The 26,967-nt window shown below is 56.0% G+C and carries 28 protein-coding genes; 13 read left to right on the top strand and 15 right to left on the bottom strand.

The features are described from left to right. The first annotated feature begins 6 nt into the window (after window positions 1-6). The 4 genes from FRD01_RS19520 (at window position 7) to FRD01_RS19505 (ending at window position 4,494) form a co-directional block, all read left to right on the top strand. Window positions 7-654, top strand: coding sequence for a DedA family protein (locus FRD01_RS19520; RefSeq protein WP_146962615.1), 648 nt, complete (start codon window positions 7-9; stop codon window positions 652-654). Between the two features lie 129 nt (window positions 655-783). Further along, a complete protein-coding gene (locus tag FRD01_RS19515) occupies window positions 784-1,089 on the top strand; it encodes a hypothetical protein (RefSeq protein ID WP_146962614.1) in 306 nt (101 codons plus the stop codon). Between the two features lie 130 nt (window positions 1,090-1,219). Next, window positions 1,220-3,406 carry an ATPase, T2SS/T4P/T4SS family gene (locus FRD01_RS19510; RefSeq protein WP_146962613.1) on the top strand — a complete coding sequence of 729 codons (2,187 nt, stop codon included), beginning with the start codon at window positions 1,220-1,222 and terminating at the stop codon, window positions 3,404-3,406. Next, entirely contained in the window at window positions 3,382-4,494 is a 1,113-nt protein-coding gene (locus tag FRD01_RS19505; protein WP_146962612.1) for a hypothetical protein, read from the top strand. Before FRD01_RS19510 ends, FRD01_RS19505 begins: the two co-directional genes overlap by 25 nt. Before the next feature lie 11 nt (window positions 4,495-4,505). Here FRD01_RS19505 and FRD01_RS19500 read toward each other — a convergent pair whose 3' ends face one another. The 4 genes from FRD01_RS19500 to FRD01_RS19485 all read right to left on the bottom strand — a co-directional run bounded on the left by FRD01_RS19500 (window position 4,506) and on the right by FRD01_RS19485 (window position 8,292). Beyond that, entirely contained in the window at window positions 4,506-5,795 is a 1,290-nt protein-coding gene (locus FRD01_RS19500) for a SpoIID/LytB domain-containing protein (RefSeq protein ID WP_146962611.1), read from the bottom strand. Between the two features lie 62 nt (window positions 5,796-5,857). After that, entirely contained in the window at window positions 5,858-6,643 is a 786-nt protein-coding gene (locus FRD01_RS19495) for a metallophosphoesterase family protein (protein WP_146962610.1), read from the bottom strand. Continuing rightward, window positions 6,631-7,530: a radical SAM protein gene (locus tag FRD01_RS19490; protein ID WP_146962609.1), complete on the bottom strand. Its 900-nt coding sequence runs from the start codon at window positions 7,528-7,530 to the stop codon at window positions 6,631-6,633. The genes FRD01_RS19495 and FRD01_RS19490 overlap by 13 nt, the downstream gene beginning before the upstream one ends. A 72-nt stretch (window positions 7,531-7,602) precedes the next feature. Beyond that, window positions 7,603-8,292: a hypothetical protein gene (locus FRD01_RS19485; protein WP_146962608.1), complete on the bottom strand. Its 690-nt coding sequence runs from the start codon at window positions 8,290-8,292 to the stop codon at window positions 7,603-7,605. A gap of 108 nt (window positions 8,293-8,400) precedes the next feature. Here FRD01_RS19485 and FRD01_RS19480 point away from each other — a divergent pair, with 108 nt between their 5' ends. The 3 genes from FRD01_RS19480 to FRD01_RS19470 all read left to right on the top strand — a co-directional run bounded on the left by FRD01_RS19480 (window position 8,401) and on the right by FRD01_RS19470 (window position 10,699). Beyond that, window positions 8,401-9,468 (top strand): 6-phosphofructokinase, encoded by a 1,068-nt coding sequence (locus tag FRD01_RS19480; protein ID WP_146962607.1) that lies wholly within the window; start codon window positions 8,401-8,403, stop codon window positions 9,466-9,468. After that, window positions 9,465-10,250: a hypothetical protein gene (locus FRD01_RS19475; protein WP_146962606.1), complete on the top strand. Its 786-nt coding sequence runs from the start codon at window positions 9,465-9,467 to the stop codon at window positions 10,248-10,250. Before FRD01_RS19480 ends, FRD01_RS19475 begins: the two co-directional genes overlap by 4 nt. A 68-nt stretch (window positions 10,251-10,318) precedes the next feature. Next, entirely contained in the window at window positions 10,319-10,699 is a 381-nt protein-coding gene (locus FRD01_RS19470; protein ID WP_146962605.1) for a hypothetical protein, read from the top strand. A gap of 7 nt (window positions 10,700-10,706) precedes the next feature. Here FRD01_RS19470 and FRD01_RS19465 read toward each other — a convergent pair whose 3' ends face one another. The 5 genes from FRD01_RS19465 to dmpG are packed head-to-tail and all read right to left on the bottom strand — an operon-like array spanning window position 10,707 to window position 15,615. Beyond that, window positions 10,707-11,765 (bottom strand): branched-chain amino acid ABC transporter permease, encoded by a 1,059-nt coding sequence (locus FRD01_RS19465; RefSeq protein ID WP_146962604.1) that lies wholly within the window; start codon window positions 11,763-11,765, stop codon window positions 10,707-10,709. Next, entirely contained in the window at window positions 11,765-12,661 is an 897-nt protein-coding gene (locus FRD01_RS19460) for a branched-chain amino acid ABC transporter permease (protein ID WP_146962603.1), read from the bottom strand. The genes FRD01_RS19465 and FRD01_RS19460 overlap by 1 nt, the downstream gene beginning before the upstream one ends. After that, window positions 12,661-13,821: a serine/threonine protein kinase gene (locus tag FRD01_RS19455; protein WP_146962602.1), complete on the bottom strand. Its 1,161-nt coding sequence runs from the start codon at window positions 13,819-13,821 to the stop codon at window positions 12,661-12,663. Before FRD01_RS19455 ends, FRD01_RS19460 begins: the two co-directional genes overlap by 1 nt. A 3-nt stretch (window positions 13,822-13,824) precedes the next feature. Continuing rightward, complete coding sequence (locus tag FRD01_RS19450; protein WP_249755761.1) at window positions 13,825-14,604, bottom strand: 2-keto-4-pentenoate hydratase; 780 nt, start codon at window positions 14,602-14,604, stop codon at window positions 13,825-13,827. A gap of 3 nt (window positions 14,605-14,607) precedes the next feature. Beyond that, on the bottom strand, window positions 14,608-15,615 hold the full coding sequence (gene dmpG / locus FRD01_RS19445; protein ID WP_146962601.1) for a 4-hydroxy-2-oxovalerate aldolase: 1,008 nt from the start codon (window positions 15,613-15,615) through the stop codon (window positions 14,608-14,610). 120 nt (window positions 15,616-15,735) lie between these two features. Between dmpG and FRD01_RS19440 the strand changes: the two genes are divergently transcribed. Together FRD01_RS19440 and FRD01_RS19435 are read left to right on the top strand one after the other, a co-directional pair. Further along, entirely contained in the window at window positions 15,736-16,545 is an 810-nt protein-coding gene (locus FRD01_RS19440) for a CAP domain-containing protein (RefSeq protein WP_146962600.1), read from the top strand. A 19-nt stretch (window positions 16,546-16,564) separates the two neighbouring features. Then, entirely contained in the window at window positions 16,565-17,047 is a 483-nt protein-coding gene (locus FRD01_RS19435) for a hypothetical protein (protein WP_146962599.1), read from the top strand. Here the strand turns inward: FRD01_RS19435 and FRD01_RS19430 are convergent. From FRD01_RS19430 to FRD01_RS19420, 3 genes are read right to left on the bottom strand one after another with little or no spacing between them, the layout of a single operon-like run. Then, window positions 17,037-17,537 carry a hypothetical protein gene (locus FRD01_RS19430; protein ID WP_146962598.1) on the bottom strand — a complete coding sequence of 167 codons (501 nt, stop codon included), beginning with the start codon at window positions 17,535-17,537 and terminating at the stop codon, window positions 17,037-17,039. The two genes, FRD01_RS19435 and FRD01_RS19430, sit on opposite strands and share 11 nt — an antisense overlap. Beyond that, window positions 17,534-18,046, bottom strand: a complete 513-nt coding sequence (locus FRD01_RS19425) for a PIN domain-containing protein (protein ID WP_146962597.1) — start codon at window positions 18,044-18,046, stop codon at window positions 17,534-17,536. The genes FRD01_RS19430 and FRD01_RS19425 overlap by 4 nt, the downstream gene beginning before the upstream one ends. Beyond that, window positions 18,046-18,546, bottom strand: a complete 501-nt coding sequence (locus tag FRD01_RS19420) for a helix-turn-helix domain-containing protein (protein WP_249755760.1) — start codon at window positions 18,544-18,546, stop codon at window positions 18,046-18,048. Before FRD01_RS19420 ends, FRD01_RS19425 begins: the two co-directional genes overlap by 1 nt. 148 nt (window positions 18,547-18,694) lie before the next feature. On the opposite strand from FRD01_RS19420, the gene FRD01_RS19415 reads away from it, so the two are divergent. Then, window positions 18,695-19,441, top strand: a complete 747-nt coding sequence (locus FRD01_RS19415) for a class I SAM-dependent methyltransferase (protein WP_146962596.1) — start codon at window positions 18,695-18,697, stop codon at window positions 19,439-19,441. 104 nt (window positions 19,442-19,545) lie between these two features. Continuing rightward, the gene (locus FRD01_RS19410) at window positions 19,546-20,331 is read left to right on the top strand and encodes a YdcF family protein (RefSeq protein ID WP_249755759.1); all 786 of its coding nucleotides are present in this window, start codon (window positions 19,546-19,548) and stop codon (window positions 20,329-20,331) included. A gap of 2 nt (window positions 20,332-20,333) precedes the next feature. Here the strand turns inward: FRD01_RS19410 and FRD01_RS19405 are convergent, their stop codons facing one another. Together FRD01_RS19405 and FRD01_RS19400 are read right to left on the bottom strand one after the other, a co-directional pair. Next, entirely contained in the window at window positions 20,334-22,247 is a 1,914-nt protein-coding gene (locus FRD01_RS19405; RefSeq protein ID WP_146962594.1) for an arginine--tRNA ligase, read from the bottom strand. A gap of 79 nt (window positions 22,248-22,326) precedes the next feature. Continuing rightward, window positions 22,327-23,208 carry a hypothetical protein gene (locus FRD01_RS19400; RefSeq protein ID WP_146962593.1) on the bottom strand — a complete coding sequence of 294 codons (882 nt, stop codon included), beginning with the start codon at window positions 23,206-23,208 and terminating at the stop codon, window positions 22,327-22,329. 216 nt (window positions 23,209-23,424) lie between these two features. Here FRD01_RS19400 and FRD01_RS19395 point away from each other — a divergent pair, with 216 nt between their 5' ends. Further along, the gene (locus FRD01_RS19395) at window positions 23,425-24,630 is read left to right on the top strand and encodes a c-type cytochrome (RefSeq protein ID WP_146962592.1); all 1,206 of its coding nucleotides are present in this window, start codon (window positions 23,425-23,427) and stop codon (window positions 24,628-24,630) included. A 31-nt stretch (window positions 24,631-24,661) separates the two neighbouring features. Continuing rightward, window positions 24,662-25,369: a hypothetical protein gene (locus tag FRD01_RS19390; protein ID WP_146962591.1), complete on the top strand. Its 708-nt coding sequence runs from the start codon at window positions 24,662-24,664 to the stop codon at window positions 25,367-25,369. Window positions 25,370-25,371: 2 nt separating this feature from the next. Here FRD01_RS19390 and FRD01_RS19385 read toward each other — a convergent pair whose 3' ends face one another. Beyond that, entirely contained in the window at window positions 25,372-26,922 is a 1,551-nt protein-coding gene (locus FRD01_RS19385) for a caspase family protein (protein WP_146962590.1), read from the bottom strand. Between the last annotated feature and the right edge of the window lie 45 nt (window positions 26,923-26,967).

Below are 26,967 nucleotides of genomic sequence, written 5' to 3'. Positions count from 1 at the left end.
TGAAACATGCCTTGGGTTGAAAACTTCCTTGAATGGCTCAATCAGTTCCCGACGTGGGTCGGGATTCTAATACTCGGGCTCGGGGCGCTCATTGAATACGTGTTCCCGCCGTTCCCCGGTGACACGGTCGTGGTTGTGGGCGCGGTGTTGGTCGGCGCCGCCGGCTGGCCGTGGTGGGGCGTATGGGGGAGCGTAATCGCGGGGAGCATCATGGGTTCGATGTTTAACTATTGGTTAGGTCAATGGCTCGTCAATCGGCCAGACGGGCATTGGGCGCGCCGCCTTGTCGAGTCCGAGAAAGTTGCACCGAAACTGGCGAAGATCAAGAGCCACCTCGCCAGACGGAGCACATATTACCTTTTGATGAATCGATTCATTCCCGCGTTTCGCGCGCTGATCTTTTTGGCGTCCGGCATGTCGGGGGTAGAGGCGAGAAAGGTGGCTTTGCTCGCTGGAATTAGCGCCGCACTCTGGAACGCGATGTTGGTGGGAGTGGGCATGGTTCTTGGGTATCACCTCGATGAGCTCGTGGGGTTTGTGACTCAATACACGCGCTGGGTGCTCATCATTCTCGGGGTAATTTTGGTCCTCTTCGTTCTGAAAAGCACGCTTCTCAAGCGCTCATCAGCATCAGAGGAAATCGACCCAAAATAGGTGCCAAAAAGTTGCCACCTGATGGCTGAGGTCCTATAAAGAAAAGCGTGCTGCGGGACCAAAGCGCGGGCACATACAAAAAGAGCACCCATCATTTTGGCGCCCGACGCGCGTCAGGAGGCATTGGCTTTGAACGATAAACGAAGAAGTATAGCACCCTCAACGACAACTCAAGAGCGTGTTGAGCAAGGATTCGAGGGCCTCCTTCCTGAGGAAGAAAAGGCCATGCGTATGCTGCACGGCCTGAGCGAGGAAGGCGATCACGAGCTCCAATTCGCGGTTGGAGCTGATGCGGAGACGCGGCTCAAACTGGCGATGATCGAGAAAGAACTCATCGAGGCATTTTCTCGTACGCCCGCCCCACTCCTCGACCTCGAAGACCGGCACCTCGAAGCCAAGTCGAAGATTATCGACGCCCTCAAGTCGAAGTCCTAAGGGTCGCTCGCGCGCCTTTTTCGCGCGTTTTCCTTGCCATCAAACCAAATCCCAACTACGAAGGTTCATCAGCAATAGCTTTAGATGAACATTGTTAGACGTGCGACATTCGCCACATTAGGGGATTGCCTTGAGTGAAGTTGGTATTGATTGGTTGAAGAAGCGTGGCATCCACGATCCCGCCGTTTTGAAAGCGATGGGTGAGGTCAAACACGCAGACTTTTTGGATAATGGGGAAACCGCTCACGCGCCTGAAATCGCTGCCAAAATGGTACAAGCGATGGGCTTAAAGGACGCCGGGACCGTCCTTCATGTGGGCACGGGTTCTGGCTATATCTCGGCGATTCTTTCGCGCCTTGCAACTTCGGTCTTCTCCGTGGAGAAAGACCAAGACCAGGCCAAGCTCGCCGCGAAGAGACTGGCCGAGCTAGGTTTTAAGAACGTCCAGGTGCTCTACGGGAACACGCTCAAACAATACGCAGCGAACGCCCCGTACGATGGGATCTTGGTCTCAGCGAGCATGAAGGAATTGCCTCAAAAACTGGCCAAACGACTTGGGAATCAGGGAAGCCTCGTAGCGCCATTGATCCAGGGCTCGGGCGTGCAGCTCGTGCGCATGAAACGCTACACCGACTCAAGCTTCAAGGAAGAGTACCTGGGAGAGCTCACGGTGAAGCCTTTGCTGGGCGATATCCTCGTCGAAATGGGTGTGGTGGATAGGCACGAAGTGGAAATGGCGGCGATGGAGGCAGATGTGAAGGGTAAGAAACTCGGTGAAGCTCTGCTCGAAGGCCATTACGTCCAGGAAGGTGATATCTATCAGGCGCTCGCCAAGCAAAACGACATGAAGCTTTGGTCCGCCGAGCAAGTGCTGCGGCATATGGACAAGCAATTCGTCCAGAGCATGCCTCGCGCGTTCATGAGTCATAACCGGATCATTCCTGTGATGAAACATCAGGGAGTGCTGCAGGTTGTGACCTCGGACCCTTATGCACAGGCGCATGAGCTCGCGGCCGCCCTCAACCTTGTCACGATCGACCTCGGGCTTATCTCGCCTACTGATTATGAGATTGTGTGGAGCGCGCTCGACCGCAAAGAGCCTCAGCCTGAAGTCGATTTGGGCGCGCCGGCACCGGCGAAGCAGGCTGCTCCGAAATTTGATGCGGAGACGATTTCGTTCTTCGAGGCCCTGCTCAACCAAGCCATCGAGCGCCGTGCGAGTGACGTACATTTTGAGCGTCATGAGGGCGAGGTGCGAGTGAGGTTTAGAATTGACGGCGACCTGCATCCGCAATCGTTTGAGCTCAACGCGGAGCGACTCGGTGGCATCGTCAACCTAGTGAAGGTCAGCGGACGGATGGACCAAGCCGAGCGTACCCGACCTCAGCAAGGCCACTTTCAGCGGCGCCTGGCCGACCGTATCTACGACGTCCGCGCTCGAACACAGATTACGCAGTTCGGCGAGACGGTGACCCTTAGAATCCTTCCTCAGGACCACAGGGTGCAGACTCTTGAGGAGCTCGGATTCCCGGAAGGTTCTGCGGAGCGGCTTCGCCACCTTTGTGACCGACGCTCGGGCCTGATCTTGGTGGTCGGGCCGTCTGGTTCAGGGCGTTCGACCTCGATGTACGCCACGATCGGCCATGTCGCAGAGAACGTGACGCGAAAGGTGATTTCGGTCGAAAACCCTGTGACGTATTCGTTGGCCAACGTCTATCAGATCAAGGTCGACCCTCGTGCCGGATTCGGCGTTGCAGCAGCCTTAACCTCAGTGATGGGAGATGATGCTGACGCAATATTGATTGGAGATATCGACAACGCTGAGCTTGCGCACACGGCGGTCAAAGCGTCCCGTGCCGGACACCTCGTCATTGGCGTCATCACTGGCCGAGACACCATCGACGGTGTGCGTGCCCTGACTGAATTTGGCGTCCCATCCGACACCGTGGCGAGCGAGCTGATCGCGGTGGTTGGACAGCGTCTGGCAAAACGACTTTGTCCTGCGTGCAAGACCGAGACGTCACTAAGCGACGAGCTCTCTGAGGCCATGAACTGGGAAGACGGCAAAGCCTTCAAGTCCAAAGGGTGCGAAGTTTGCGAAGGCCGCGGAACCCGCGGGCGCATCGCTGTCACAGAGTTCCTGGAAGTTTCGCCACGGCTACGATCCGAAATTTCAAAGGGTAATGGCATTGACGCGCTCAGAATGGTAGCGCAAGAAGATGGCGTTACGACTTTACAGATGTCCGCACAAAGGCTTGTAGCGGGCGGAATCATTCCACAAGAGGAGTTGAGATGGACACCAAGTTGGACCCGATGACTCGGGCGCTGTTGGCGGGTTGTATGATCACGGGGCTGCTGGCTTCGAGCTGTGGCACCCCCAAATACTGCGAACAAGGCGCCTTCCCGCGATTCCTTGAGGAAGATTGGCGAACCTACTGCGAGTCATACCTTGACCGCGTTGAAGGACCAGGGAACTACGAGATCGACGAGCTCGCGCGCTTCTTCGGACAGCATTCGGCTAAGTCAAAGGCGATTCGCGACGAACTTCTCCGATACGAAGAGCCCAAGGCGTGTTTCCCCGGGGCTCGAGGAGAGCTTGAGTACCGCCGGCTCGATGCGTGTGCAAAGGATGATGACGGTCAACGCCAGGAAATCGCCAACGCCTTCATGGCGCGTCTCGCCCCCTGGATTGAGGACCAAAAGCTTCGTCAGAACTCACTCGCACCTGCGATTGGTGATGCTGAGCGCGAAGCCACGCGTATCGAGAAGAAGATCACGGAGGCTCATGAGTTTCACGCCGAGATGGATCCGAGCGACTTCTTGAAGTTTACGGACGCCCTCAACGCGATTGAAGGTGAGTATCGGCGTGGGGCCACGCTGGCTGAGGACTGGAGCCGTATCAAGGACCTGGCTTCAAAGTCTGAGACTATCTTGACCGCCATGGAGAACACGTATGGCGCTGACGTTGCTGAGCTGAACGGTCAGTTCAAGGAACTTGGCATGCGTGTGGCTGAGCTCAAGGAGCGTCAACTCTATATGGAGTACGCGGTCTATTCCGTGGGTAAGCCTTGTCCTGACGGCGCACGTGCGAGTTCCGAGCTTCGAACGGCGCAAAAGGTGCTGAAAGGCAAAATTGCTGAGGTTGCCGGAACTAAGCCGCGCGTCTTGGCGCCAGGTCAGGTGGAAGAGCGCGAAGGCTTCGAGTACGAATCGTTCGAGGGCTTCCTTTGCGGCGTGCGTCCTGCTGACGCCCAGTTTGAGGGCCGTCCACGGCAGTGCGGTCTTTACACGTACAAGCTTGAGCGCCAGCGGCCTTCAGGCGAGCGACGTTGGGGCGATTGGGCACTTAGTTCGTTTGAGCAGTCCGGTCCGCGCGAAGGCGTGGAATGCCACCTGATGAAGTAGTGGACGCGGGCTTAGGCCCTGCGTCTCACTCGAACCATCAACACACCTAGGAGGGTCAAGATCAAGGACGCTGGCCCTCCACCCGTCGCACATGACTGGACGTTGCCATTTGACGTAGAGACGAGCGACGGGAACTCAGCAGGTGTTGTCGGATCCGGGTTGTTAGGCACTTCCGGATTCTCTGGATTTTCTGGATTCTGGTTATTGGACGGTATCTCTGGAGTGTTGTTGCCTGGCTCAAGACACGTTCCAGTCTCACATCCACCCGGACAGTTTTCACTCAATGATAGCGTGCCCTCTACGCATTCAATGCGGGTTGCTGCGTCAGCGCAATGGGCGCCATCGGCAAGGTCCCCACACGTCTCGTCTCCGGGCTCCTCAACGGCCACACAGGCACCTTCTTGGCAACCACCGCCGCATACCTCTGAGCCGGCTCCAAACTCCTCGGCACAGTCCACACGCACGTTCGCGTCAAAACAGTAGGAGCCGTCCGCCTTTAGACCGCAGAATCGATCGTAATCGGTAAGCTCGCGTGGTGGAGGCCCACCATGAGTTCCCGTGGCGTTGGTAAGAACAATATCGCTACCGTAATAGTAGTCGAGCATGTCCTGGTACTTCCACCCCACCCTCGCAAGGCATGCCTCGCCGTTCTGCGAAGCACAGCCGCGGTTATGAGGGTTTCTATTGCAATCTGCCGGCACCCAACCGAGTGGCGTCATTTCGATACCACAGCCCGATTTGCCCCAATTGTACGTCACCCATCTTTGAGTTGATGTGGGGTCATTTCCACCGTTTGGCTTGCATGACTCGATTGCGTTTGCAGGGTCTGGATTCGGAGGTATTGCGCCGGCCACGTAGAATGCAGCCACGATATTTCCGTTCCACTCAAGGTACTGCCCCTTGGTCTCACGCGCGGCACGTCGGTGAATCTCGTCGGGTCCGTTCGGCCTGTAAGAACACGAATAGACCTGATCCGCAGTGCTGTTTCGGATGGTGGTCTGGCCCGCCACAAAAATCTTGTAGTAGAGGAACGAGCGCGCCTGAACTGCTTGCGCCTTGAGCGCCTCAAGCGGGGCACCGCCGTTTTCACACGCGACCACGCCGGGAATATAATCTTCCTCGATATTAACCTGCCCAACACCTTCTACGTTGATCGTTGCAGGGGCTTCGAGCGCAAAAAATTGAGTGCGGTAACCCGGCAAAGACGTAACTTCAGCCTCGGTTTGACCGGCATCCGGACCGTCTACACAAGCGCTGAGCGCAAGGAGTGGTGCGAAAATAAGAGCGTAGCGACTGTTCATATTCTCTACCTACAGATGATGTAGGTAAAAGTATGACACTCGAGTCACCAACTTTCAACTGATTAGTGAATTCCTCTCGCGCGCTCTCGTGCAGGGAGGACTTCGAGACATGTGGTCCACCATCCGGTCAAGATGGTCTGAACAAAGGGCTCTGGTAACCCCTCAGCCGCCATCTCAGACGCAAGCCGGACATGGTCATAAGCGAGTTCGTGAAGAGTGATATCAAGCGTGTTGGTATTCACGATGACGTAATCCACGGTGGTCTTCCCGTTATTGGCAGGCCTTCCGATGGCGCCCACATTGACCACCTTCCTTCCGTCTCGAAACTCACGCATCCAGGGGATGCCCGTATGCGTCACAAAAAGAACGTCAGAATCTGACGCTTTTAAGATATAATCCAAGAAGCCTACTGGACTTGTGGACTCCCATAAGAACTCATTGACCCGACGAGGTGAACCGTGGGCCATGAGTATGCGTTTTCCAGCCCAATCGCGACGAAATTCTGGCGCGAAGGACTTTAGGAAATCCTTGTTCTCATCAGATGTATTCTCCAGAGTATAATCATAAGAAATCTGTGCAAAATAATTATCTCTCGGGTCGGTGTATCCGCATGCACAGTCTTCTAGTCTGTTCCCGATACTATGATCGTAATTTCCCTGCATAAGGAAAATGTTCTTGGTATCTCTTAAGTATGGAAATACCTTGTCGGGATGAGGGCCAAAACCTCCGACATCTCCGAGAAAGTAAATCTGATCTACGCCTTCTTTTTCGGCAGCTTCAAGCAGGGCTTCAAGCGCCAAATAGTTGTTGTAAATCCCACCAAAAATCAGGACTTTCATGTCCGACATGAAACCCCCTCAACATGGCATGTATAACACGCGGGGTGGTCGAGCTTGATTGGAATAGCAGCATCGTCAAGACTAATCCCCATGCGGGCTTCAGGCACTTCGATGAGGATTGGACACGGCCAAACACCTTTGGCCGTCACCATTCTACAGCTCGAACACTGAAGATCGTGCTCCTCGCCCTCAAGGAGGTCGCCCTCTACGAGCCGCTGATAGTCGGCATAGCCTTGATCGCGGCGCTCCTCGCGCCCGATTTTGAACGGCGAGAGAAACTTCATGCGAGGTTGTGTGATGCCGTGTTCCGCGAGGAGTTCGATGAACTTCATGCGCCCTTCCACAGCCGAAAGGTCGGCATGGCAGGTGGTCACGGTGATGACTGGATTGATGCCGGCGTTCCAGAGGAGCTCGACGGACGCGATGATTTTGTCAAACGTCTTTCGGCCGCGAATGGCGTCGTTTTCTTTGGGAGTAGTTCCGTCCAGGGACACGCGCAAATCGAGGCTGTATTTGGCAGTTTTGAACTTGTGCGCGAGCCAGTCGGCCATCTCCGGAGTGATGAGAATGCCGTTGGTCAGGATGTTGAGCGGCGCTACCTCCAGACAGAGCTCGATCATCTCCTTGATATCCGGGTGCATGAACGGCTCGCCGCCCGTGAAATATATCTCCTGTACGCCCATCGCGGCCGCGGACTCCACGGCGCCCCGCACATCGTCGAGGCTCATGAAGGGATGGGAGTCGTTCTTCGGCCCACACGAGATGAAACAATGGGTGCACGCGAGGTTGCATAGTGTACCCGTGACCTGCAACCAGAGTGTATCCAGGTGGAGGAAATCCAGAGTGGGCGGGGGCAGGTCTTTTCGGTCTACCGCGCGGAAATCAACTTCGATCATACGTATCTCACTAGAGCTCTTTAGCTTTAGTTGCCTTAACCCTCAAAGAGTTACAAACAAAATTTAGCTGAGCTAGTTGATGGTGACATTCAGGTCGAACATGCCTTCGCTGAATTGTTCGCCGTCCACGATGATGTAGGTTGGGATTCCAGCAGGGGCGTCAAACGTGACGGACTCCTGGACGCCTTCGCCGTTCAGAACCGTACCGGTGACACACGCGTCTTGAGAGCAGTCCACCTTAACGTAGAGCGACGGGTCAAATCCTGCCTCAGGAAGCACCTGCACGGTGTACGTCGTTTGGGTCGCAGGTTGGACTACATAGGCTCGATCCGGCCCGCTGAATCTAGCGTTCGGGCAATTGTCTCCGGAAAAGGAAGCCTCGTAATCATCGGTCGCGCCAACGGTGGTCTGGCCGCTCAAAGCGGCTCCAGCGGTGACATCGATTGCGTCTTGGCACGTGTCTCCTTCCGGCAAGTCTGGCGGCGAATCTGGTTCGGCATCGGGCTCAGCATCCGTCGACATATCTTCGGCAGGCATGTCCTCCTCAGCTGGCATGTCCTCTTCAGCGGGCATATCTTCCACGGGCATGTCTTCCGAAACCGGCATGTCTTCAGCCTGATCGGGCTCAGTGGTGCCCTGGTCTTGCTCGGGCTGATTGAAGTCCGGAACATCCAAGTCCGTCCCCAAATCTGGCGGTGGAACTTCATCGGTGGCGCATGAGGCGGCGAGGAGTGAAAAAGCGAGTAGCAGATATCTAAACATTTTCGGACCTATCATAGGGAACGGGCAAAGAGCCCTGCGTGCACAGCGTTTACAAAGATACCACCAAAAACTAAGCTGCAACCAGTCATTCAGAAATTGAGGTGTTTTATGAAGATTGGGGTTTTGACAGGTGGTGGAGACTGCCCAGGATTGAATGCTGTGATCCGCGCCGTGGCAAAGAGCTTGATGCTTCATTGCGACGCCGAGGTGATTGGATTCAGGGAAGGCTTTCTCGGACTCATTGAGAGAAACGCGGTTTCGCTATCGTACAAAGATGTGAGCGGTATTCTGGCGCAGGGCGGTACCATTCTTGGCACCCACAATAGGGCGAACCCCCTAAGCTATTTTGGGCGTGACGGAGCGGACGTCTCCGATGAAGTTGTGGCGTACTACAACGAGCTCGGGTTGGACGGGCTCGTAGTCATTGGCGGCGACGGCACCATGTCGATCTCTCATGAAATGGAGAAAAAGGGCATGAGGATTGTGGGCGTGCCCAAGACCATCGACAACGACTTGATGGCGACCGACCGCACGTTTGGGTTTGATACCGCGGTTTCGATTGCGACTGAGGCAGTGGACAGACTTCAGACAACCGGACAGAGCCACCGCAGAGTCATGATCCTTGAGACCATGGGCCGCTACGCGGGCTGGATTGCACTGGAGAGCGCGCTAGCGGGCGGCGGGGATATCGTGCTCATTCCCGAGATTCCGTACGATATTGACGAAATTGTTCGGGTTTGTGATGAGCGCGAAGACCGGCAGAGTTTCACCATTATTGTGGTTGCCGAAGGTGCGAAGCCGCAGTCGGGTAAGATGACCGTGCGAGAAACGATTGATGATTCGCCAGACCCTATTCGCCTTGGCGGTGTAGGCAATGTGATTCAGGCACAACTCAAGGGACGCATTGACTCTGAAGTCAGGACCACGATTCTTGGCCATGTTCAGCGAGGAGGCACGCCGACCCCAGCCGACCGCATTCTGGCCACCCAATATGGGGCACATGCATCGGAGCTCATTCGGAGGGGCGAGTTCGGCCGGATGGTGGCGCGTCAAGACGGAAAACTTACGAGCGTCCCACTCTCCGAGGTGGCGAATATGGTCAAGACGGTGCCCCTTGATTCGCCGCTCATCAAGGCGTGTCATGCCGTAGGAATGTCCTTCGGAGCAAAACTATGAAAGTCATTGCCTCCGCCCTACTCACTCTCTTCGTGGTCATCGGCGTGGCGCGAGACTCTCACGCCTGCTCGTGTAAGCCTCAGTCTCGTGGTGCTCAGGTGGATGGCCACAAACTCGTGTTCTACGGCGAGGTCTCGGAGGGCAAGGATGGCGAGCTCGAAGTTAAGGTGGTCAAGAGTTGGAAGGGCACGAAGAAAGGTCGGAAGTTCAAAGTCGGTGCTTCCGAGAGTATGTGCGATTTGGAGCTCGGTGCCGGTAAGTCGTACATGATCTATGCAAATCCGGATAAGAAGACCATTCGTCCTTCCATCTGCTCAGGCACCACAGAGCTTGATTATGTGCCCTACTCTCCTGTTGCATGGGGTATCGGCGAGGACCATCAGTACGGGATGACGAAACGTGAAAAGGCCGCGCAGGAAAAGGCACGCACCAATCTGACGAACGCAGTCTCAAAACGTTTTAAGACGTCGTTGCAATCCTGCCATAAGAAGTTTTGGACTAGCTCCAAGGAGCCTCGTAGCGGCCATGTAGAGCTCAGGCTCCGTTTTGAGAGCAAGAAGCCCAGCGTAGAAATCTCCAAGTTTGAGACGTCGGTGGAAGTTTCGGACGAGGTCAAAGAATGCCTCGTGGAGAAGATGGAGAAGGGCAAGTACCCTAAACATCAAGGCGCCCCGGTAACCGTTCGTGTGTATCGTATTCTTGATGCCCTGGATTCGGTGATGAAGCGGGACCGTACCGATGCAGTCATCGAAGATGGTGCTCGGATCGAGGAGTTGGATTAAGTTTGATCGGCAAATTGAGGTGAACTAGTCTGTATCCGGGACAACTACTAGGGGTTCACGTGCAAAGAATGGGCTTTTTCAAACTTATTGTGATCGGAGCATTTGCTTCAGGTTTCTTGGCTTCTTGTGGGTCATCTGAGGAAGAGTTGGTGCCGTGTGCGTCCTTTGCTGCAGATTCGTGTCCCGAAAGATGCGCGGTCTTGGATGGTATAGATTTAAGTGCTGACCGGACGGCCGAAGAGCCCACCTGTGATGGGCCTCAAGTTGAGTTTTGTGGGGAGATTCAAGACGGAAGTGCCGTCAGCGTGGTGCTTTATCGTGAACAATTAGAATCTCCTTCTGCCGTTTTGTTCGGAGCCACCTACACGTTGGATGGCTGGGAATCTTGTCCGGTCTTGGAGGAAGCCTATACCGGAGACGAACCAGCTGTGTGCAGGTGTGCACTCTGAATCGCGGCTAGTACGAAAATGGCCAGGTCTGGAAGTATCGTTTGATTCTGAGCCAGATTCCGAGCACGCCCATCGGCTCAAAGATCAAAAATCCGCACACCACCAACGAGAAAATCAGGGTGCTCTGCTGAGCGGATGAAAGCTCGGACACAAGAGGTATGAACGGGCCGACAAGCTCGGCCAGCGGGGTCAAGAATGTGAAGACCAGAGCGCCCGCAACCGCACCAAACACCGTGCCGATTCCGCCCAGAACGATCATCGCGATGTATTGAACGCTCATGTTCATATCGAAGGGCGGCTCGATGGTGATGTACTGCTGTTGAAACGCGAACATGGCGCCGGCTACTCCCGCAAAGAATGAGGAGATTCCGAAGGCCATGAGTTTCGTCTTGAGCGGCTTTACGCCCAGCACGGCCGCGGCCAAGTCGTGGTCACGGATAGCGAACATGGCGCGCCCGATGTTTGAGCGGCGGATGTTCACGCAAGCCATGGCGCAGAAGAAGGCCATGAGGCCGAAGAGCGCATAGAGTTTGAGCTCGAACGAGCCTCCGACCTTGAGGGCCTGCACGTCGTACTCGGCACCAAACCAGTAGTACATGGGGACCGAGGTACCACCCACTCCGCCGGTTTGGGGGATTGTGTGCAGGGTGTGGTTCACGAGGAATAGCAGGCCGATCGTCACGATGGCCAGATAGAGGCCGCGCAAACGCAGCGCAAAGGGGCCAAGCGCGAGCCCCACTAACGCGGCCATGGCGCCCGAAATCGGGATCAGGAGCCAAAAGGGGAGCTCGAATTCATTGCCAAGCACAGCTGCTGTGTACGCCCCAATTGCCAGAAATGCTGCGTGTCCAAGGCTTATCTGGCCGGCAAATCCCGTGAGAATCATGAGCGCCAGAGCGCCCACGATATGGATGAAACCAAGAGTCGCGATGGTGGTCCACCATGCACCCATAAGCGGAAACGCTGCGAAGACTAAGAGGCCAAAAAACCAGGCGACTTTATGCCAAAAATCTGGCCAAAGCTTGAGGTCGTCTTCGTATCCCGTGATAAGGGCTCGAGTTGGCATCAGACACGCTCCACGTCTTTTTGACCGAACATGCCATGCGGCCTGACGATGAGGAAAACGATCATGACCACGTAGGGAAACACGGCGTGGAAATTGTGCCCGAAGGCGCCCAAATGGGGGTTGATATAGGCTTGTGAGAGGACCTCAAGCACGCCCAGTAGTAGGCCCGCAATCACAGCCCCGCCGGGCGACTCAAGACCGCCGACAATCACGGCAGGAAAGGCCCTCAAGGCAATGTATCCGAGCGTCGGTTCTACTTGTCTGGGGAACATTCCGAGGAAGATGCCACCTAGGGCGGCCATCGCACCGGCGCTGAACCACGTCACACCAAAAATCTTACCCACTGGAATCCCCAAAGCCAGCGCCACCTCTTGGTCTGAAGCGGTTGCACGCATCGCGATTCCAAGACGGGTGTACTTAATCATGGCGAAGAAGAGCGCGAGCACCACACCGCTCGCCACGATCGCGGCAACCGAGTTGTAGAGGATGCTCGCCTCACCCAGGCGGAGCGCGGCCGAAGTGTCCCATGGTGTGGGCATACCGCGGACGTCGGTTCCCCATGTGGCCATGATGGCAATGCGTAAGATTAGGCCGAGGAAAATCGTGAGGATGATGGTCACGAAGACCGGGCGCCCCACCATCGGCCTTAAGAAGACTCGCTCCATGAGTACGGAGACGAGGCCTGTGGCCACCATAGAGGCCACGAGCGCGAGCGGCCACCAGAGACCGAGGCCCGTGAACGTGACCATGATGAACGCGCCAAACGTCAGGAGTTCCCCGTGCGCAAAGTTAAAAACCTGCGAGGCCCTGTAAACCACCACGAACCCCAGCGCCACGAGGGCATAGACCGAGCCAATAGCCAGTCCAGAAACCAGGAGTTGGAGGAAGGTAAACATCAAAGACCCGGGAAAATACCGTACAAAAAGAAGCTAAACGCCGCGATGGCTACCACAGAGTAGACCACCAAAGATTGATAAGGTTTTGGTCGTCTCTCGGAGATGATGCCGCTAAGTCCAATCACCATAGGGTAAACCCAGAATGGGGCAAAGGCTACGAGCTGGGTTTCGCTAAGGTCATTGAAGAAGATGGCGTATGTCAGCACGGCGCCTGAAATCGAGCTTCCGGCGAGGACTCGGTAGATGCGCCGCGCGGTTATACTGGCTGTGGGTTCTGGTCGCACAAGCGCGCCGACCGGCGCTTTGACGAGCGCGGTGGGGTTGTCCAAAGCCTCGAGGGCCGCGCGAGCACTCTTGATGCGCTGCCCAACAATGGGCTCCGCCATCGCGTCCAAGACGCCGCGTAGCGCCGAGTCTGAGACCACTTCGGCAACCTTTACCTTGCCCGTCATTTCGTCCACGGGAAGCTCGTGTGGTGCGCGACCTGAAACGAGGTTCAGGATTGTCATAGCGAGCGCGTAGAGGTCTGAGACGGGCTGGGCGCGGCCCATACTCTGCTCGAGCGGGATAAACCCAAAAGTGCCTACCGTGGTGGAGCCCATCTCGTCGCCGAATCTGAGGCGATCCTGCATGGCGCCAAAGTCGATGAGATAGACTTTGGAGTCGGGTCCTAAGATGAGGTTCTTAGGGTGGATATCGCGGTGAATCACGGGCGGCGAGAGCTCGTGCAGGTAGGCCAGAACTTCCAAACTTTGACGCAGGATGGAGCGTATCTCAGCCGGTTCAAGGTGGGTTTTCTCAGCGCGCAATTGGGCGAGTGTTTTCCCTTCGATGAAGCGCTGCACCAGAAAGAGTGCGCCCGAATTCTCAGCCCCTGGTTCGATCGGAATAGCCTTGCCATCAGCCAGTGCAAAGAACTCCACGTAATCCGGGATCTGTGGGTGATTGAGCGACTCGAGCACCTCGGCCTCGCGGTGGAAGAGCTCGAGCGTCTTCCACGAGTCCACTTTGTCCAGGCGAAGCTGCTTGACGACCACGAGCTTCCCGTCTTCATCGGAAGCCTTCCACGTGATTCCGAAGCCGCCTCGCCCCTGCTCCGCTTCGATCAGATACGTGTGTTTAAGTCCTTCAAGGACCTGTCCCGGGTCGAGTTCGAGCATCCTCTACTCCACAAAAAACTCGACCGATCCGAGTGATTCAACCTCCAAACTTACGTGCGAACCCGGCGTGCAAGCGATGGCCTGTGTTGCCCCGCCAGCGAGCACGATCTGCCCGGCGTGTAGGCCCTCGGAGACGGAATCCAGCATGCAGATAAGGGCGGCAAGGGAGCGCAAAGGATGCTCCAGAATTGCAGCACTGCTGCCGGTCTCACGCACCTCACCATTCACCGACATCACCATCCCCAAGTTGGACACGTCCAAATCCGGAGTCGCGATTTTCTCGCCCAGCACAAAGAGAGTGGACGATGCGTTATCGGCCACCACGTCGTTGAGCGTGAACTTGAAGTCTTTGTATCTGGAGTCGATGATTTCAAGCGCCGCACACACGCCTGAGACGGCGCTCAGGGCTTCCTGGCTTGTGACCTGACCGCTGATGTCCCGGCCCATGATAAACGCAATCTCGGGCTCCACGCGCGGGTGGCAATAGCTCTCCTTTTTGAAGGAGCCGCCGGAGGTGAGCTTCATAGAGCTGGTCAGGTGGCCGTAAATGGGGTTGTGAACGCCCATCTGCTCCATCTTCGCCCGTGACGTCAGACCCATCTTCATCCCCACCAACGTCTCGCCGCGGCCGAACCTTCGGCGCATGGAGGCGCGCTGAATTCGATAGGCGTCCTCTATGGTCAGCCCGTCATGTTCCGCAGTGAGCATGGTGATGGGCGTAGATTCCATGGCCGCATCGTCCACGACCCTAGCGAGTTTTTCGACGGTTTCTTGATCCATCATTTCTTATCCTTTTTGTTTTTCCAAAATCTCGAGCGCCACATCTACGATCATATCCTCTTGCCCGCCTACCATGCGGCGTTTACCGAGCTCGACGAGGATATCGCGCGAATCCACACCGAAGCGCTTCGAGGCGCGCTCTGTATGCAGCAGGAATGACGAGTACACCCCGGCATATCCCAACATAATCGCGCTGGAATCGGTCTGGACGGGGCGAGTCATCAAGGGGCGGACCACGTTTTCGGCGCATTCAAGCAAGGGGTAGAGCTCCACGCCTGACTCAATTCCCATGCGATTAAGGACCGCCACCAGAACCTCGAGCGGGCAGTTTCCGGCTCCTGCACCCATGCCTGCGATAGACCCATCAAGGCGGTCGGCCCCTTCCTCTGCCGCGATCACCGTATTGGCCACACCGAGCCCAAGGTTGTGGTGGTTATGAAAGCCCACCTGACATTGAAGTGCGTCTTTGAGCGCGCGGACTTTTTCACGCGTTTCATCCATGAGCAGCGCACCAGCGGAGTCCGTCACGTACACACAATGCGCGCCGTAGGACTCCATGAGCTTTGCTTGTTTAACCAGCTCCGAAGTCTCCAACATATGCGCCATCATCAGGAACCCAACGGTATCAAGGCCCCTCTCGCGAGCGGCCTCGATATGTTGTTTTGAGACGTCGGCCTCGGTGCAATGCGTGGCAATCCGAATGGTGTCAATTCCGGCCTCAATGGCCATATCCATATCTTCTATGGTTCCGATTCCAGGCAGGAGGAGGGCAGCAAGGCGCGCACTCTTGAGCACTTCGCGCACGGCGCGCAGGTACTCCATCTCCGTGTGGCGCGAGAACCCGTAGTTGACCGAGTTTCCATTGAGGCCGTCGCCGTGGCTGACCTCGATAATCTGCACGCCGGCCGCGTCGAGCATGGAGGCCACACTGACCATTTGCTCCAAGGTGTACTGATGCGCGAGTGCGTGCATCCCATCTCGGAGCGTGCAATCGTTTATGATGATTTGACCCATAAGAATCCGAATGAAAACGGTTTCGTACCCCATAGCAGTCGGTTTCGGAAATGTCGATTGGACGCGAGTGGTTCAGATAGTTAGAGTGTCGCGCGCGAGCGATGATTTCGAGGAGACCTGATGCGCTGGTTATTTCTATTTACGTTGTTGTTGGTTGCGTGTGGTGAGGACACCAAAGAGACGCCTCCACCCACTGAAATGGACATGGGCACCGATGTGGCCGAAGAGGAGATGACGGTGGAGCCCGCGCCGATGTGCCCTGAAGAAGGCGATATCTTCTGCGGCGGGCGCTGCGTCAACGGCCAGATCTCCATGGACCATTGCGGCGAGTGTAATAACCGATGCATCATCGGCACCTCGACGTGCAATAGTGGGGAGTGCTTGTGCCTGGCTGGCGGCACCATGTGCCAGGGACGCTGTTACGACACTGAGACGGACCACGACCATTGTGGCGGCTGCGGCACCAAGTGTGCCGCGTCTGAGTCTTGCGTGGACAGTGTGTGTACTTTTATCAACGACCGCGCAGAGGTCCTTGGCGTGCTCGAGTTCACGAACGAAACCCGCGCTGAGCGCCAGGATTGCGGCGTTCACGGTATGAAGAACCCTGTGGGCCCATTGCAGCTCAACACCGAGTTGGGAATCGCGGCGCAGGCTCACGCGGACGACATGGCCGAGAACGATTTCATGGCTCACGAAGGCTCCGACGGTAGCTCGCCTTCGGATCGCGCAGACCGCGCCAACTACCCGGGCCTTGTGGGCGAGAACGTGGCGCGTGGCTACGGGTCACCTTCCGCAGTAGTAGATGGTTGGACGGAATCAGACGGCCACTGCACCAACATGATGTCCGGCGACTATACCGAACTGGGCGTAGGCTACGCCGTGAGTGATTCCGGTGAAAAATTCTGGGTCCAACTTTTCGGCTTCCGTTGAAGAACACGAGGGGGATAGCTTGAGCGCTGACGACCAAGATTTTGAGGCCAAAAGAAAGCTCTTACATTCAGCCGACGCCGACATATCCCTACGGATTCTAGCCTTGGATTCCATCACGGCTCACGACCTTTTCCATGTGGATTTGTTGGCACTCCTCCTAAACCCCGCGGTGCCTGTGGAACTTCGAGCCGAAGCCACAGAGAAATCCGCCGGTTGTCCAGAGCTCGCTCCAATCCTCATGAAATTCTTGGAGCACGGGACCGAGCCGCCGGAGATTCTATTCTGGGCGCTCTATGCGCTCGGAAGCATCTATGCGGGCGATGAATCGGCTACTGACGTCCAAGCTCTGGTAGAACGCTACTTGGAGGATGAACGTGTGGTGGTGGTTGTTCCTCCGACTTCTGGCACGATTGCCCAGGAAGCCGATTGGGCCAGAAGGACCATTGAAGGCGAGAATATTGACCCCGAATGGATGAGCTCATTTAGACACGTTACTCCGTAAGGCACGGGTCGGAGCACGTGGCGGCGTCCAAGAATAGATAGACGCTGTCAATCCCTCCAAAGGTCAAGTCATGTAGAGTGCCACTGTCCATCGGCCAGGCGTAGCCATTTACACTGAAATTTGTGCCGTCCACTGACCAAGTTCCTCCATAAGAGTCAATCTCACAGAGGTCTGCGCCGGCAAGGAAACACGCTGATTCCTCCTCGCATTGCGAAAGCTGCCATTGCACATACGTACCGTCTTCTCTTATCCGCATGATGCTATGAGAGCCGAAATCCGTATCAAAATCGTACACGATCCAGTCCCCCACTAAGTCAGACTCAAGTTCCCCGCTCGGAGCAAACTCGCGCCACTCGCAGAACTCATAGCGATCTGGATAGGTCTCTCGCATATCCGCTTGATCTTCCACGCCCTGGTCTGGAGCGGTTGGTGGAGTGTCTCCGGAGGAACACGCGAATAGGAGCGCTGAAAGGAGCAGATAACGTTTCATCGTGAGAACTCCGAAGCAAGTGCGTTGTTCAGGGTCACTCTCGGCTTGGTTAGTGACGCTGCTTGTTGATGGAGTAACTCCACCATTTCCCATGGACTGATATCAAGTAGATTTAGCAAAAAGCTATCCGGACTTTGCGCCTCAACTCCGTTCGGCATCGGGTGGAAGTCCTTCATGTTGCTCGTCACAACAACCTGAGCTCCTGCCTTTACCGCAACCGCGGTTACATGTCGGTCTTTCTCATCATTCGGCATTGCGGGAATGAGCTTTTCGTACTCACGAACCATCGCCTCGGGAAACGCGTTGCGCATCGCAGCTAAGAGGTTGGCCGCCTGTTCGTCATTCATGTACCCACTGGCGATGAGATTGCGTGTAGCCTCGTCCAATATCTCTTCTGACCAATAGACTTGGTACATTCCTCGTGCTGCGGCGCGAAGCAATGTGTCCCGAAGAGTGAATGGGAAGAGAACGTTGGCATCTAGCACGACGCGAAATGGTGCCGTAACCATCAGTCCTCCGTTGGGATCTCCTGGTAGCCCCCATAATCCTGACTGAGTTGAGCGAGGTCATCCAATGACGCCATTCGGTCCCGGTCACGCTGCCTCGCATAGGCCAACACATCTTCAATTCTTACTCGTCGATGGGTACCAGTCTTGCGAAAAGGGAGTCGTCCATCGTCCAAAAGGCGGACGAAGTACTGTCGCGACACGTTCAGTAGGTTAGCTGCCTGCTGTGTGGTCAGCTCTTTGCCGACCGGTACCACAGTTAACGCATCGCCTCGCGCGAGTACTTCGATTACGCGACCGAGCAAAAGAAGGACCGACGCGGGAAGCTCCGTGACCTCCCCAGACGGACTCACCAATTTGTAGGCAGCTGGCTCCGATTGCTCCAGTGCCCCATGCTTGAGGAGTTTTAACAACGCGGATACGCTTTCTCGCTCTTCCTTTGGAGCGGAAACCGGGTTCATGCGCCGGACTGATTCTTCGAAAGCTGCTGCTGAGTTTGACATAACTAGTCCTCACTGTTCTCAAGGGAAGAGTAGTCATTATTCGACCTAAACGCAACTCTGACACCTGAAGAAAACACGGACGGTCTTTCTGCAATGTCGTTTGCGTTGTAGAAGGTTCACGCACTTTGGAAGCATGGAGTAATAAGCAATGAGGAACCTAGTAATCGCATTCGCGCTTGGGGCGAGTGCCTGTTCGGCGCCGCAATCAACCGAGCCTGAACTTGAAACCAAGAGGCATGAGCAAGGCATGGACCACACTGAGAAACATGGGCACGAAGGCCACAAGGCGCACCACGGCGCGCATGACGGCCACCACCACGCGTTTGACGACCCAGCGAAGTACGCCGAGAGTTGGAATAGCCCTGAGCGCGACGCGTGGCAGCGCCCCGACGAGGTGATTCGCGTGATGGCCATTGAGCCAGGCGCACGCGTGGCGGACTTGGGCACAGGCACCGGATATTTTGTGCCTCACCTCTCAAAATCCGTTGGCCCAAGCGGCAAGGTGCTCGCCTTGGACGTTGAAGAGAGCATGGTGAAGTGGGTGGTGGATGCGGCGGCTGAGCAGGGGCTTGGCAACGTAGAGGCACAGAAGATTCCCTATGATTCTACAGCGCAAGAGCCTGGCTCTTTGGACCGCATCCTTACCGTCAATACGTGGCACCACTTCTCAGACCGCGTTGCTTACTCAGCGCACCTCAAGTCAGTCTTGAAGCCGGACGGAATGCTCGTGGTAGTGGACTTTACCAAAGACGCTCCGAGCGGACCGCCCCCTGAAATGCGGCTCGCGCCGGAGGTTGTGATTTCGGAGCTCGAGGCCGGCGGTCTTGTTGCCGAGGTCGTGCCAACCGAGCTTGAGCGACAATACGTCATCGTGGCCAAGCACCCTGCCCCATGATTCTCCTTACGCTCTCAGTCGCGGCGGTTCTGCTGGCCCTGATTAGCCTACGGGACCGCCATGCGTTGAGTAAAAGCAACCTGGCGTTGCGACTGGGAGCGAGCGTGCTGCTCGTTCTGGGCGGACTCTTTTCATTGGAAAACCTATATCTCTTGGGAAAACTCCTTGGCCGCCTCGCCATGCCAACGGGGCTTGTCTGGCTTTTGCTCTGGGCACTGATCTTCAAGGCTTTTTGGGAGAACCAGCGCAAAGCAGTCTTTGTTTTCTCGGGAATTCTTGTGGCCTACACGCTCGCCGGAAATGTGTGGCTGGGCGGGGTTTTGACCGGGACGCTCGAGGCCGAGTGGATGGACGTGGTGGCCCAAAAACACGAGCCCTTTGAAGCTGTGTTGGTGCTGGGTGGCGGCGCCACCGGAGATGCTGAGTACGCGCAGGTCAATGATGCCGGGGACCGCGTGGTGCTCGGAGCAAGGCTCTATCATCGAGGCCTCACACCTGTGCTCGTTACCAGCGGATCCAGCATTCCAGGGCTCGGTTCGTACGTAGACGTCTCGGAGGCCACAACCGCCATCTGGACAGAACTGGCCGTGCCCGAGAGCGCGATTGTTCGTATGCCGGAGCCCAAGAATACGCGCGAGGAAATCGCCGGCATCAAAGAACTGATGAAGGAGAAAGGCTGGACGCGCGTAGGCCTTGTAACATCTGCATGGCATATGCGCCGAGCCATGAAACTCGCCAAAGATCAAGACGTCAAACTCCACCCCTTACCGGCTGATTTCCGCACCAGAACTGGGTGGGACGGAATCCTGAGCATCGTTCCGGATGCCCATGGCTTCATCAATGTTCAGCGTGCGTGTTGGGAGTATCTGGGCGCCGCCACCGGCCGCTAATCCTACATCTCGTCCAGAGTCTGAATGCCCACGAGTTCGAGACTTGTCTTGATACATTCGGCCACAGCCTTAGCTAAGAGAAGAAGGCCGTTTCGGCGAGTCTCTTCAGCCTCGAGGACCTTATGGCCTGCGTCGTTGTAGAGCGTGCTGAAGGTCTTTGCGAGCTTGTGAGCGTGTTCGGTTACCTTGCTCGGGTCAAGCTGGCGCGCAGCCAGTTCTACGATCGAAGGCCACTCCTTGAGCTCACGCACCACGGCCATTTCCAGCTCCGTTCCGAGCGCCGAGAGTGCGGCAAGCTCTTGGTCTGCGCTCAGCTCTGGCCAACCTCCGCTCTTGCGCTTGATGGACTGAATGCGCGCGTAGGAGTAGAGGCAATAGGGCCCTGTTCGGCCCTCAAACTCGATGGATTTTGCCGGGTCGTACTGGATCGATGAGCGCGGATGGTAGTCCAGAATGAAGTACTTGAGCGCCGCAAACCCGATGACAGGCGCACGTTTCTCAACCTCTTCAGCCGAGACTTCGTGACGCTCCTGAATAGCTTCCGCGGCAATCTCGGTCATATAGTCCATGAGGTCATCCGCATCGACCACCTTGCCCTCGCGGCTCTTCATCTTGCCTTCCGGCAACAAGACCATGCCGTACGAGAGGTGTTCCAACTTGCCCGCCAACTCAGGCCTCAAGACTTCCAAAATCTTGAATAGGACTTGGAAATGATAGTCCTGCTCGTCTCCGACCACGTAGACCATATTGTCGATCGCGTGCTCATCAAAACGAGCCATCGCCGTTCCGAGGTCCTGAGTCATGTACACGGAGGTTCCATCGCGGCGTAGCAAGACCTTCTGACCCTGAAGTCCAAGAGGCTCCATATCGCAAACGATGGCGCCATCATCGAGCTGCTTGAACTTCTGGTCTTGAAGCCCTTTGAGCACCAGGTCCTTGCCCAAGAGATAGGTCTGGGACTCGTAATAAACTTTGTCGAACCCAACGCCGAGGCGCTCATAGGTTTGATCGAACCCTTTGAAGACCCAGCTATTCATGGTCTTCCAGAGTTCCACCACCGCGGTGTCCCCGGCTTCCCACGCCAACAACATCTCGCGCGCCTGGGCGCCGAGGCTGCTCTCGGTGTTGAAGTAGGTATCTTTGAAGTCTTTCCTGAAACGTTTCTGAAGGTCAGAATCTTCTAGACCGGCGATTTCTTTAGCAGGCTGAGCCGCTTTCCACGTCTCGAATCGATCGGCCGCAACACCAGTTTCCAACCACGCGCTGTACTCGTCTTGGAACGCGTTTTCAAAACGCACGTAGTACTTACCGACGAGATGGTCCCCTTTGATTCCCGAGGATTCCGGCGTTTCGCCTTCGCCAAAAAGCTTGTAGGCGAGCATGGATTTGCAGATATGGATACCACGGTCGTTGATGAGGTTGACGCGAGTGACACGATTTCCTGCAAACCCCAAAATCTTGGAGACTGCGGCACCGAGCAAGTTGTTACGCACGTGCCCCAAGTGCTGAGGTTTGTTGGTGTTGGGGGCAGAGTATTCCACCATGAAGTGTGACGGATTCTTCGCCACATCGCGCCCGTAATCCGCACCCTTCGCAAGCGCCTCGCCCACGACGATGGCCGCCAATTTAGCCGGATTGTACCTGAAGTTCACATAGGGCCCGACCGCCAGAGCTTCAGCCACGAGCTCATCTTGGAGCGACGCTTGAATCGTGGCCGCAAGCTCGGCCGCGATTTGTGGTGGTCCTTTGCGTAAGCTCTTCGCGAGCGCAAAACACGGGAAGCCCACATCGCCCATCTCGAGGTTCGGAGAGGGTGCAAGCTTGATGGACTCCGCTGTTTCGGCGTCTACGCCAAGCGACTTTAGACCATTGTCTTTGAGCGCATTGAGATAGGCTTCGATTTCTTGAACGTTCATAGGTGCTCCGGTCGGGGCCAAGGAGCGCGGAATCTAATGTTAAGCCAGACTGGACGTCAAGACTGAGTACTGTGTGGACTCAGAGCGAAAACGGAGAGAGAGGCGGATTCACCGAAATGATTTCTGAATGGTCGATGGTATAGTCGCCAACGAATTGAAGGCGTGCCACCCATTCAAACCTATTACTGCTAAACGACGCTGAGCAGACACCCGGTGCCAAGAACTCGCCACGCCCCACGTAGGTACGACCGGCCTCAAAATTATTGGTGCCGAAGTTGAGGTCCACGGCGATGACGAGGCCAGTCGCCTTTCTCCAGTAATTTCGTTGAAGACCACGATCATTGTGTCTCGGCACCTTAAACCACTCCGTTCCGATAATATGGAACCTCATGTTCTTTGCCTCGAAGTTCTTCGAAGGCGTAAAGCGCACTTCAAACGGCGTCACCTCGTTAGGTGGAAAGTTCGAGGGCTCAATCTCAAACTTGTAGTCCATCGTCCTTCGGAACATGAGGAGCATGGACTCGAAAATGGTGGCCTTCTCAACCATATTTAGGGCGACTCTGTAATGCCCCGGCATCTCCGTAATCGGTCCCGGCTCAAGGTCAAAAAGAACCTGAAGGCGACGCTTTCCCGGCTGGCCCAAGAACCGAATGCCACCGGCATCTGCATCCACGACGATGAATGACTTGATTTCGATATTCGTTCCTTTCGTCGAGAATGGACCGTTGGGGGTGGTGCCAGAAAACGGAACGATATGTTCACCTTTGGAGACCGGTCCGTCCCACACGGTGTGCTTATTCACCCAGACTTCATCCGTGTAAAAGCCCTGAACTTTCCATTCGGGCCCCACCTTGACGGTCATGTGCTCGATATCTTCTTCAGCAATGATCTTGATTCTGCCCCGAATCAATTCCCCGGGAACATATTGGCCACGTTCTAGTTCGGCCCTGAGTGTGTACATAGAGATCCCCTCTATTTGCGAGTTATGGGTGCAAGCTACACTGAGCGTTCGATTTTTTCGAGTCCAAAAATCTGTGTATCAGTCAGATGCACCTCTCAAAAATCTGAGTCCTTGAAGATTACCACCACAATTTTGTGAGACCAGAAGCGCCTAAGACCCTCGCAACACCTAGGCTTTAGCCAATGTGCACAGACTTTAGAGACTCTGGCACCGATCATGCTCTACACTAGTCACATGATTCGACTACTCGCCATATCCCTCTTCTTAAGCGCCTGTGGCGCAGCTACCGAAGAGCCAAAGTCCCCGCAAGAACCGGTGGAGTGGATGGCGCAACATGCCGACTCCTACCTTGAGGACCAGTCATTTAGACGTGCCGCACTCGAGGATTCGCTCTGGATGCCCGAGCTCCCCTACGCCAGAAAACGCCTTGAGGCCTACGCGCTCCCGAACATGGGTTGGGACTTCCTCCCTGAGATGAGCTTTGAGGTCGAGCGAGTGGGCGAAAATCCACGGACCATCAGCTTCGAAGAGGCCAAGCCGACAACGCAAGATGAGTGGTTGGAGCTCGGAGAGCGCGTGTTCTGGGACATGCCGATGCGCCGCGACACCTACCTCGAGTGGTTGGCTGAAAGACCGGAGACTTGGGAGAGTTACGGTATTGAGGCGGACGCTGAAGGTAATATGCGAGGCGTGGTCAGATTTGTGGACGTGACCGGCAATGAGCGCATGGGTATTACGTGTGGCGCCTGTCACGGAGCTAACGGGACGGCAGGACAGGCCAATCATAAGATCGACCTCGGAAAAGCGCGCCACGACTTCGGTCAGTGGGTTGGACGAGACTTCAGCGAAGGACTCGGCTGGGGACCTGGAGCCGTGGACGTCACCGACGATTTTGTGGACGATCCGCTTACAATTCCGCACCTCTGGGGTCTGGACAAGCAAACGCACATCAATAAATCCGGCGCTATCGAGCTCAGCTCGCCGACCGCCCTCGCCATTCGATTTGAGACCCAATACATCGAAGGACACGCGATGATGGCGCGGCCATCGCGCACTCTGACCTGGGCGCTCGCGATGTACGTCTACTCGCTCGAACACGAACCGAAGGCGGATTCAGAAGCGCAGGGCAAAGCGGTGTTTATGGCGAATTGTGCGTCTTGCCATGTGCCGGACCGCGGGTATTCCGGCGGCCTGATCGACGCACAAGGGCTCAACGCCAACCCGATGGCCACAGAGTCTGGCTCGCGTGGAACTGGGTTTTTCAAGATTCCGTCACTCATTGGGGTATCGGATTCAGAGCGGCTTTTCAGCGATGGAAGCGCGACGAACTTGGACGAGGCACTCTTGGGTGGGCACCCGAGCGGCCAAGTCCTTAAAGAGAGAGAACGCGAGGAACTTATTAAATTCCTCAACACTTTGTAGTTAATGTTAACGTTAGAATAAGGAGCACATCATGCGTCATTTACCATTATTTACCATTCTTTTAGCAGCAACCATGTCCATGGCATGTTTGGGAGCCGACGAGAAAGAGAACTGGGAACTGATTGAGAACCAAAATAATCAGAATAATCAGAACAACCAAAACAACCAGAACAACAATAACGTTCAGGTTGACCCGAATGTAGACGTCACAGGGATGTTCGTGAGCGGACACCTCGGAAACTACACGGGTTGCGAGGACGAGGGATACACGCCCGATTCTGGAGCTCGCTCAGGCGCGCCAGAGCCATCAGGGGAAGATGGCGCAGGTCTTTGGGCCGGAGATTGCGCCGAAGACTCTCCAAACTGTGGAATCTCGATGTGTGAGCCTGCACAGCTCACTATCAAGTTGGACAACCTCGGTACCGCTGAGGCGCTGGGAATGACCGTGAGCAAACTCTCCATCTACAACTCGGATGGTGAATTCCTGGCCGACCTACCATTGGAAAGCGTAGTAGATGCTGAAAACAGCGAGCCAGCTCCCGAGTCGCTTCAGGCCGAAGAATCACGCACGCTTAGGATTCAGTTCCAAGGTCCAGCAAATCCTTATGAATTCCTCGAAGACGAGTCTGGTGCGTTCCGCAACTCGGGAACCATGCAGATTACGGTGGAGTTCGAGAACCACGAAGAGGTGATCATCAAGACCGGCGCGCTCTACTCTATCGATAACGTCGCGACCTGATCTCAAGGGTCTAGCGAGAACCCAAGCGTTGCTCCTAGAAAGAGCTCGCCCGTAGCCGGCACGGCATCTAGTGCCATTCCCAAACTCAGATAATTCCAATGAACGCTCCCTCTGAGACCGGCTGTGACGAGCGCGGGCACATCCTCGTTCCGCTCGCAGTCGGCCTCAAAAGTCTCCGAATTCGCCGACCACTTCACGCAGCGCCCAGCGGGCGAGAACTGCACGCCTCCTACGGCATCGATTCCCACCACAAAATCATGAAAATCTCCCGGGCCGGTTTTGTTTCTCCAAGAAAGACCGGGCCCTGCGGCGATGCTAATCCGGTGGTATTTATCGCCGTCATTGACGCGCCACGTCGGCGTATCGGTTTCGGCCGAGAGTTGATCCAGCCCGCCTTGTAGGTCTGACCACCTGGGATTTCGCGCCTGCGTCCAGGCGACCTCCACGCCGCTCCTCAACGAGAATGGCCCAAAATCAGCCGTCTTTGCACCGAGCCTCGCGCCCACCCACGGCACCGTCACTTCGTTCTTAACCTCAAAGCCAATGCCTCCGAAGGCACCGAAATAGTACGCACTATCCCACGAATCGGGCTTCGGCTGGTCAGTCTGAACTTCGCGTTTTACGCTCGCGTCTTGCGTGGTTGCCAAGGGCTCCGATTTTTGCTCCGAGGCCGCCTGAGCCACTGAACTTGGCGAGTTTGACCATAGCGACGACTCTGGCTGATACGCGACCAGCTCACCTTTGACCAACACACTTTGTCCGTCTCCCCAAAACCCTGGAGTTTGAGTTCGTCCCACGGCCTTGGAGAGTTGACGTGTGGTGAACTCATGAGCCTCCATTGCCGTTAGCTGCCCGTCGCCCTGGTCGGCCCAACCGTGGAGCGCTCCCAAGAGTAGATAGGAATAGGCGGGGCGCTCAGCACCAGGCAATGGCCCGGCCACCTGATCAGACGCCGCCGCGGTGAACACGAGCGTATTGGCCGGAACCTCCAAAGGTCTCAATGGCACCACGGGCTGCGTTCCCGGCACCAGATGCTCGCCCTGAGGCGAAAGACCGCTAAAGCAAGTGTCTAGTACGGCCACCGTCTTGGCCTGTTTTCCTTGAGCCAAAACACTTAGCACTTCGCTTCGTTTTACGGAGCGGGCGTCGACGCTCCTGACATTGTTCTGGGCGTCCACACCGAGGAGTGCTCCATCACCTTTGGTATCCGTTGCGCCATGGCCCACGAAGACGATCCACAGCGTGCCCACCCCCTCTTGTTCCGTAAGCCTCTTGGCCTGCGCAAGGATCTCTTCTCGAGTGACATCGGCGTCTCGCAGAGTCACCACATGAGGCACTCCGAGACTCTTGGTTAGGTACTTTTCCCAATCATCTACATTTCGTTTTGCGCCGGGGATATCCGGTAGGTAGGCGTAGTCTTCAACCCCGATCAAGAGAGCCACGTCATTTGCCCCCGTTTTTTCAAGGGCCTCGGGTGGGGGAAGTTCGGGCCACGCGTTGGCGCTCAGCGGCGCCAATAGGAGAGATAGAGCTAGCAATCTAAGTAAATTCATGGGTCACCGCGGAGTTTAGCTACGCGATGTATACGAACGTGCCCT

Origin of the sequence: Microvenator marinus (assembly GCF_007993755.1) — a bacterium.
Lineage (GTDB): Bacteria > Myxococcota_A > Bradymonadia > Bradymonadales > Bradymonadaceae > Allomicrovenator > Allomicrovenator marinus.
Note: the sequence above shows the minus strand (reverse complement) of the source record. Positions and strands in the feature narration are given on the sequence as shown.

Coding starts and splice junctions, on each gene's coding strand:
- FRD01_RS19465 (WP_146962604.1), bottom strand. CDS start 11,765: ATGCCAACTCGAGCCCTTATCACGGGATACGAAGACGACCTCAAGCTT.
- FRD01_RS19395 (WP_146962592.1), top strand. CDS start 23,425: ATGCTCTACACTAGTCACATGATTCGACTACTCGCCATATCCCTCTTC.
- FRD01_RS19480 (WP_146962607.1), top strand. CDS start 8,401: ATGAAGATTGGGGTTTTGACAGGTGGTGGAGACTGCCCAGGATTGAAT.
- FRD01_RS19475 (WP_146962606.1), top strand. CDS start 9,465: ATGAAAGTCATTGCCTCCGCCCTACTCACTCTCTTCGTGGTCATCGGC.
- FRD01_RS19405 (WP_146962594.1), bottom strand. CDS start 22,247: ATGAACGTTCAAGAAATCGAAGCCTATCTCAATGCGCTCAAAGACAAT.
- dmpG (WP_146962601.1), bottom strand. CDS start 15,615: ATGGGTCAAATCATCATAAACGATTGCACGCTCCGAGATGGGATGCAC.
- FRD01_RS19485 (WP_146962608.1), bottom strand. CDS start 8,292: ATGTTTAGATATCTGCTACTCGCTTTTTCACTCCTCGCCGCCTCATGC.
- FRD01_RS19490 (WP_146962609.1), bottom strand. CDS start 7,530: ATGATCGAAGTTGATTTCCGCGCGGTAGACCGAAAAGACCTGCCCCCG.
- FRD01_RS19470 (WP_146962605.1), top strand. CDS start 10,319: ATGGGCTTTTTCAAACTTATTGTGATCGGAGCATTTGCTTCAGGTTTC.
- FRD01_RS19385 (WP_146962590.1), bottom strand. CDS start 26,922: ATGAATTTACTTAGATTGCTAGCTCTATCTCTCCTATTGGCGCCGCTG.
- FRD01_RS19430 (WP_146962598.1), bottom strand. CDS start 17,537: ATGAAACGTTATCTGCTCCTTTCAGCGCTCCTATTCGCGTGTTCCTCC.
- FRD01_RS19505 (WP_146962612.1), top strand. CDS start 3,382: ATGGACACCAAGTTGGACCCGATGACTCGGGCGCTGTTGGCGGGTTGT.
- FRD01_RS19390 (WP_146962591.1), top strand. CDS start 24,662: ATGCGTCATTTACCATTATTTACCATTCTTTTAGCAGCAACCATGTCC.
- FRD01_RS19400 (WP_146962593.1), bottom strand. CDS start 23,208: ATGTACACACTCAGGGCCGAACTAGAACGTGGCCAATATGTTCCCGGG.
- FRD01_RS19520 (WP_146962615.1), top strand. CDS start 7: ATGCCTTGGGTTGAAAACTTCCTTGAATGGCTCAATCAGTTCCCGACG.
- FRD01_RS19460 (WP_146962603.1), bottom strand. CDS start 12,661: ATGTTTACCTTCCTCCAACTCCTGGTTTCTGGACTGGCTATTGGCTCG.
- FRD01_RS19415 (WP_146962596.1), top strand. CDS start 18,695: ATGAGGAACCTAGTAATCGCATTCGCGCTTGGGGCGAGTGCCTGTTCG.
- FRD01_RS19450 (WP_249755761.1), bottom strand. CDS start 14,604: ATGATGGATCAAGAAACCGTCGAAAAACTCGCTAGGGTCGTGGACGAT.
- FRD01_RS19420 (WP_249755760.1), bottom strand. CDS start 18,546: ATGTCAAACTCAGCAGCAGCTTTCGAAGAATCAGTCCGGCGCATGAAC.
- FRD01_RS19425 (WP_146962597.1), bottom strand. CDS start 18,046: ATGGTTACGGCACCATTTCGCGTCGTGCTAGATGCCAACGTTCTCTTC.
- FRD01_RS19455 (WP_146962602.1), bottom strand. CDS start 13,821: ATGCTCGAACTCGACCCGGGACAGGTCCTTGAAGGACTTAAACACACG.
- FRD01_RS19495 (WP_146962610.1), bottom strand. CDS start 6,643: ATGTCGGACATGAAAGTCCTGATTTTTGGTGGGATTTACAACAACTAT.
- FRD01_RS19500 (WP_146962611.1), bottom strand. CDS start 5,795: ATGAACAGTCGCTACGCTCTTATTTTCGCACCACTCCTTGCGCTCAGC.
- FRD01_RS19440 (WP_146962600.1), top strand. CDS start 15,736: ATGCGCTGGTTATTTCTATTTACGTTGTTGTTGGTTGCGTGTGGTGAG.